This window comes from Mesorhizobium sp. M8A.F.Ca.ET.207.01.1.1 (assembly GCF_004794715.1).
Lineage (GTDB): Bacteria > Pseudomonadota > Alphaproteobacteria > Rhizobiales > Rhizobiaceae > Mesorhizobium.
In genome coordinates this window covers 1-279 of record NZ_SRUS01000600.1, presented here as the reverse complement: position 1 = coordinate 279, position 279 = coordinate 1, and the positions used below count along the sequence as shown (strand labels likewise).

General features: G+C 58.4%; 1 protein-coding gene. It reads left to right on the top strand.

Annotated elements, in window-relative coordinates:
- Nucleotides 1-279: AraC family transcriptional regulator (locus EN850_RS36010; protein ID WP_136093103.1), on the top strand; the 279-nt coding region annotated here is incomplete at both ends.

The window sequence follows — 279 nt, the reverse complement described above, 5'->3', positions numbered from 1 at the left end:
GACCGGACCGGGGCAAGGTGCCGGCAATCCCTTCGACCAGCAGTCGTCGCGCAATGTCGGGCGCATGTGCGACTTCATCGCCGAAAATTTCCTTTACGACATCGATTGCGTGAACATCGCTGCCGCCGCCGACATTCACCCGAAATACGCCATGAGCCTGTTCAAGAAATCGACCGGCATGACGCTCAACGAGTATGTCAACCTGCTGCGGCTGAGCTACGCGCAGGCGCTGCTGATGCATGAGGATGCCAATGTTCTTAAGGTGGCGATGGACTCCGG